General features: G+C 60.7%; 6 protein-coding genes. All 6 read left to right on the top strand.

Translation table 11 applies throughout. The features are described from left to right. On the top strand, nucleotides 1-486 hold a 486-nt coding region (phoU, locus tag Q0K06_RS13620), incomplete at its 5' end, for a phosphate signaling complex protein PhoU (RefSeq protein ID WP_294553635.1). Nucleotides 487-517: 31 nt separating this feature from the next. After that, nucleotides 518-1,189 carry a response regulator transcription factor gene (locus Q0K06_RS13615; protein ID WP_294553632.1) on the top strand — a complete coding sequence of 224 codons (672 nt, stop codon included), beginning with the start codon at nucleotides 518-520 and terminating at the stop codon, nucleotides 1,187-1,189. Nucleotides 1,190-1,260: 71 nt separating this feature from the next. After that, nucleotides 1,261-3,009 carry an ATP-binding protein gene (locus Q0K06_RS13610; RefSeq protein WP_294553630.1) on the top strand — a complete coding sequence of 583 codons (1,749 nt, stop codon included), beginning with the start codon at nucleotides 1,261-1,263 and terminating at the stop codon, nucleotides 3,007-3,009. A 111-nt stretch (nucleotides 3,010-3,120) separates the two neighbouring features. Continuing rightward, a complete protein-coding gene (locus tag Q0K06_RS13605; protein WP_294553627.1) occupies nucleotides 3,121-3,636 on the top strand; it encodes a dipicolinate synthase subunit A N-terminal domain-containing protein in 516 nt (171 codons plus the stop codon). Then, entirely contained in the window at nucleotides 3,603-3,734 is a 132-nt protein-coding gene (locus tag Q0K06_RS13600; protein ID WP_294553624.1) for a hypothetical protein, read from the top strand. The genes Q0K06_RS13605 and Q0K06_RS13600 overlap by 34 nt, the downstream gene beginning before the upstream one ends. Further along, nucleotides 3,731-5,239: a recombinase family protein gene (locus tag Q0K06_RS13595; protein WP_294553621.1), complete on the top strand. Its 1,509-nt coding sequence runs from the start codon at nucleotides 3,731-3,733 to the stop codon at nucleotides 5,237-5,239. The genes Q0K06_RS13600 and Q0K06_RS13595 overlap by 4 nt, the downstream gene beginning before the upstream one ends. The last annotated feature ends 165 nt before the right edge of the window (nucleotides 5,240-5,404 follow it).

Here is a 5,404-nt window from a genome sequence, read left to right as displayed (position 1 = left end):
CAGATGGAGCGGGACATTGAGAACCGCTGCCTGCGGCTGCTCCTCCAGCAGCAGCCCGTGGCCCGGGACCTGCGCACTATCTCCGCCGCGCTGAAGATGGTCACCGACCTGCAGCGCATTGGCGACCAGTGCGCCAACATCGCTGAGCTGTCCGACCTGCTGGGCAATACCGGCAGCAACCAGGCCATGAAGGATATCCGTACCATGAGCCAGAAGGCGGGCGTCATGGTCAAGAGGGCCATCTTCGCCTATGCCAACCGGGATACCTCCTCCGCACGGGAGGTGGTAAACCTGGACGACGAGGTGGATCACCTTTTCCAGGCCATCAAGCACGAGCTGGTAGAGCTGATCGTGGACAACCGCAGCGAGGCCGATCAGGCCATCGACCTGATTATCATCGCCAAGTACCTGGAGCGAATCGCAGACCACGCGGTCAACATCGCCCAGTGGGCCATCTACTGCGTAACCGGCGAGCTGGCCGGCTGAAAAACCGGCAAATTTTGTGTGGGGTGATTCCATGTCCCAGGTGATACTGGTTGTTGAGGACGATGAGAGCATCCGAGAGATGCTCCGCTATTATTTCCAGTCCGTAGGATATGATGTCCGGGCCTATGAGTCCGGCGAGGCCATGTTTGAGGGGGAGCAGGGAAAGGACTGCCCGGTGCTGTGTATCCTGGATATCATGCTCCCCGGCATGGACGGACTGGAAATCCTCCGCCGGCTCCGGGCTGACCGGGACCGGGAGAACGTGCCCGTCATCCTCCTCACCGCCCGCACCGCCGAGATGGACCGGGTTAACGGCCTGGAGGCCGGGGCGGACGACTATGTGGTCAAGCCCTTCGGCATTATGGAGCTCCAGGCCCGGGTGAAGGCGGTGCTCCGCCGCACCCAACGGAGAGAGGAAGATCGACTCATCCGCTGCGGAGATCTGGAAATTGATCCGGCTGCCCGGGTGGTCCGCCGGGGCGGGCAGCAGGTGGACCTGACCTTCAAGGAGTTTGAGCTGCTCCGCCTTCTGGCCACCCACCGGGGCGTAGCCCTCACCCGGGATGAGATCCTCCAGGCCGTCTGGGACTACGACTATACCGGCGAGACCCGCACGGTGGATATGCATGTCAAAACTCTGAGACAGAAGTTGGGAGAAGAGTACATCACCACCGTCCGCGGCGTGGGATACAAGATGAACTGAACGGCGGCCGGGCAGTGCCGGGGATAGGTCCCGGAAGCTGCCCGGCCCTCTGAGTACAGGGGGGAATTCTGATGAAAAAACGACTGATCTGCGCCACGCTTCTCACCGTTCTGGCGGCGCTGCTGGTATCCGGCGCCATGGGTATCTGGGTGCTGCGGGAGCGGGAGATGGGCGCTGCCCGGCAGACCCTTTATGAGCTGCTGATTCTTATGGACGCCCAGAGCGCCATCACCGATCCGGATGGGCTGACCGACCAGTTCAGCCAGGCGGCGCCGGAGAAGCGCCTGACTATTATTGACACGGATGGTACTGTGGTGGCGGACACTGAGGCCGATCCGGCCACTATGGAAAATCACGCCGACCGGGAGGAGTTCAAACAGGCGGTTGCCACCGGCTGGGGCGAGTCTCTCCGCTCCTCCGACACGGTGGACACCACCATGCTCTACGAGGCCAAGCGCTTTGCAGACGGAATGGTCGGGCGGGCCTCCATGCCGGTCTCCTCCATCGACAGCCTGGTGTGGGACAGTGTGGGCGGTTTTGTGGTGGCCGCCCTGGTGGCGCTGGTACTGGCTTTCGTCATGGCCAGCCGTATGGCCCGCCTGGTACTCAAACCCCTGACTGTGGTGGGAGACGCCCTTCAGGGCGTACTGGACGGCGAGGAGGAGGACAAGGCTGCTCTGAACGCCTATGAGGCGGACGACGAGGTCCGGCCTCTGCTGCGCTACATCGAAAAACTGATGGATCGCCTGAGCGCATATATCGGCGAGATCCGGGCAGAGAGGGACAAGGTCAGCCTGATTCTGGAGTGCATGGACGAGGGGCTCATTCTGCTGGATGAGGAGGGCCATGTCCTCACCCTGAACCGGTCCGCCCGCCGCCTCTTTGGCCTGAGCGACGACTCCGATGGCAGCGGCATCCTGCTGCTCACCCGTTCCCGCCGCCTGCGGGAGGCACTCAAGACTGTCCGCACTGAAAAAACCCCCGTGGTGCTGGACCTGGATGACCCGGCCTTTAACGGCAGAAGCCTGCGCATGTTCCTCTCCCCGGTCACGGGCCGGCAGTATGAGGGGGAGACTGTGGGCGCCTCCATCCTCATCTCCGATGTGACGGAGCTCAAGCGGGCCGAGGGGATCCGCAGCGAATTTACAGCCAATGTGTCCCATGAGCTCAAAACACCCCTCACCAGCATCAAGGGCTTTACCGATATGCTCGCGTCGGGCATGGTCAAAAGCGAGGATGACCAGAAGCGTTTCCTCACCATGATTGGCGTAGAGGTAGACCGGCTTATTGAGCTGATTAACGACATTCTGAAGATCTCCGAGCTGGAGTCGGTGGCAATCGACCAGTGCGAGGAGGCCAGCGACGTGCTCTCTGCCGCCCAAGAGACTCAAATCCTGCTGGAACCCACTGCCAAGGAGGCGGGTGTGACGTTGTCCGTGTCCGGTGAGAACGCCATGGCGGCTATCCCGCTGAGCCGGCTGAAGGAGCTGCTCCTCAACCTGATGGAGAACGGCGTGAAGTACAACGTGAAGGGCGGCAGCGTCAGCGTGACGGTCTCTGCTGACAGCACCTGGGTTACCACCGTGGTGTCCGACACTGGAATCGGCATCCCCGAAGATGCCCAAAAGCGCGTCTTTGAGCGGTTCTTCCGGGTGGACAAGGGCCGGGCAAGGAAAAACGGCGGCACCGGCCTGGGACTGGCCATCGTCAAACACATTGTCCAGCTCTATGGCGGAACTGTTACTCTGGAGAGCGCTCTGGGCGAGGGCAGCACTTTTACCGTGAAGCTGCCCCGGGCGGCCGTTCAGAACGGAAACTGAATCATCAACACCGGGAGCGGCGCTTCGGAATCACCGGAGCGCCGCTCCTTTTGCACCCATTCCGGCGGAGAGAATAGGATAAAGTAGTCGCGGTGAATGGAGGAACGACCCATGAGACAAGAACTGAATTTCTGGGTGATTGGCGGGGATATGCGCCAGGTCCGTCTGGCCGGGCTGCTGGCTGCCGACGGACACAGCGTCCATACTTTTGCCCTGGAACAGGGGGAGAGAGCGGAACAGGTAAAGGAGGAGGCCACGCTGCGGGAGGCGGCGCTGGCCGACTGCGTTATTCTCCCCCTGCCGGTGGAGGCGGAGAGCGGCATGCTGAACGCGCCCCTCTCCGCCGGACGGTACAGTCTGAGCCAGGTGCTGGGAGCGCTCCGATCGGGGCAGGTGATCTGCGGCGGCCGGGTGTCCCGGGAAGCGGCGGCACTGGCAGAGGAGCGGGGTCTGGTGCTTCGGGACTATTTTCTGCGGGAGGAATTGGCAGTAGCCAATGCGGTACCTAACGCATGGGGGATTTTGCAGCGGAAGCGTGCTTTTCATCCGCCCAATGGCATATGCTCTCCTGAAAACGGAAGGAGGGCGGCACCATGGAAAAAGGAAAGACCATGGAACGGGAGCTGAGGGCCTCAGTGCGCCGGGGGATTGTGCGTCATTTATATAAGAAGGGCGTTATTACCCGGACGGAAGGAGAGAAGCTGCTGGGGGAGGGGAGACTGTGACAGACAGGGATGCGCTGCTGGTGGCAGCCTACTGCCGGGTGTCTACCGACCGGGCGGACCAGGCCAACTCTCTGCGCAGCCAGCGGGAATACTTCCATACTTATATTAAAGGGCATCCCGGGTGGCAGCTGGCCCAGGTGTATGCAGATGAGGGCCTGTCAGGTACCAGCATCCGCCGCCGGGCGGCCTTTCAGCAGATGATGGAGGACGCGGAAGAGGGAAAGTTCGGCCTGATTCTCACCAAGGAGGTATCACGTTTTGCCAGAAACACGGTGGACACTCTGGCCTATACCCGCAGGCTGAAGGCACTGGGAGTGGGGGTGGTGTTTCTCAGCGACAACATCGACACCAGGGACAACGACGGGGAGCTGCGCCTCACCATCATGGCCAGCATAGCCCAGGAGGAGTCCCGCAAGACCTCCCAGCGGGTGAAGTGGGGCCAGCGCCGCCGGATGGAGGCGGGGGTGGTCTTTGGCAGCGATTCTGCCTACGGCTTTGAGACCAGAGGGGGCGTCCTCACCGTCCGCCCGGAGGAGGCCCGGGTAGTCAGGCTTATCTACCATAAATATCTGTATGAGGGGAAAGGGGTCCACGTCATAGCCCGGGAACTGAACCAGGCGGGGATCGCACCGCCCAAAGCGGAACGCTGGTCGGAGAACACCCTCCTCCGTATCCTCCGAAATGAAAAGTACGTCGGAGACCTGCGCCAGAGGAAGTATGTCACTGTGGACTACCTGACCCACCGGAAGATAGAAAATCGGAATATGGAGGAACAGATTTACCTCCGCGATCACCACCAGGCCATCGTGGACCGGGAGACCTGGGAGAAGGTGCAGCAGGAGATGGACCGGAGGAGGGCAGTTCAGCAGAGGGGCACGCGATATTCCGCACGCTGTTGGGCCTCGGGCCAGGTGAAGTGCGGCGGGTGTGGCGGGCTTTACATTCCCCGGACCAGCCGCCGAAAAGGCGGCACGGCGTATAAAAGCTGGGGCTGCCGGAACAGCTGCGGCATGGGGATGGTCAACGACAAGACTCTTCTTGCCTGCGGGCAGTTTGCTCTGGAGCGGATGGGAGTTGAGCTGGAAGAGGAACTGACGGAACTGGCCGGCCGGCTTGAACAAATCAGAAGAGCGGAGGAGCGCCTGTCAGCCCGGCGGGAGAACAAACTCCGTGAGGTGGAACGGCGGCTGCGCCGGGCATTGGAGGGATATCTTGAGGGGGTGATTACGGCGGAAGAGCTGAAGAACGTGCGGATGCAATATAAAATAGAATCGGAGCGAACTGTGGAGAGAGAGAAAAGCAGCGAGGTATTCATACCCGGTGCTACCCGGGAACTGTGGGAGGATATTTTGTGGGAGACGAAAGCCCGGGTGACTGTATTCTCTGACAGCCTGGAGTTCCAATTCTGCGGTCAGAGGAAAGGGATAGTCATCTGGTATATCACAGAGGGGAGAGGGGAACAATATAAGACAGTTTTCCAACGCTGGGAGGTCCGTGAAAAATAAAACAGAAAAAAGAGAAGAAAAGTGTTGACAAGAGAGGGAAGGGGTGGTAATATAGACAAGCTCTCCGCGAGAGGGCAGCTGAGCGAAAGAGTACAGCGTTTTGGGCGCGCCTGACGGCTGACGACAAAATGAAAAAAGTACTTGACAAGCGAAGCAAAAGATGGT

The organism is uncultured Pseudoflavonifractor sp. (assembly GCF_944387805.1).
GTDB lineage: Bacteria > Bacillota > Clostridia > Oscillospirales > Oscillospiraceae > Pseudoflavonifractor.
The sequence above is the reverse complement of the archived record's forward strand: the minus strand, read 5'-3'. Positions and strand labels throughout refer to the sequence as shown.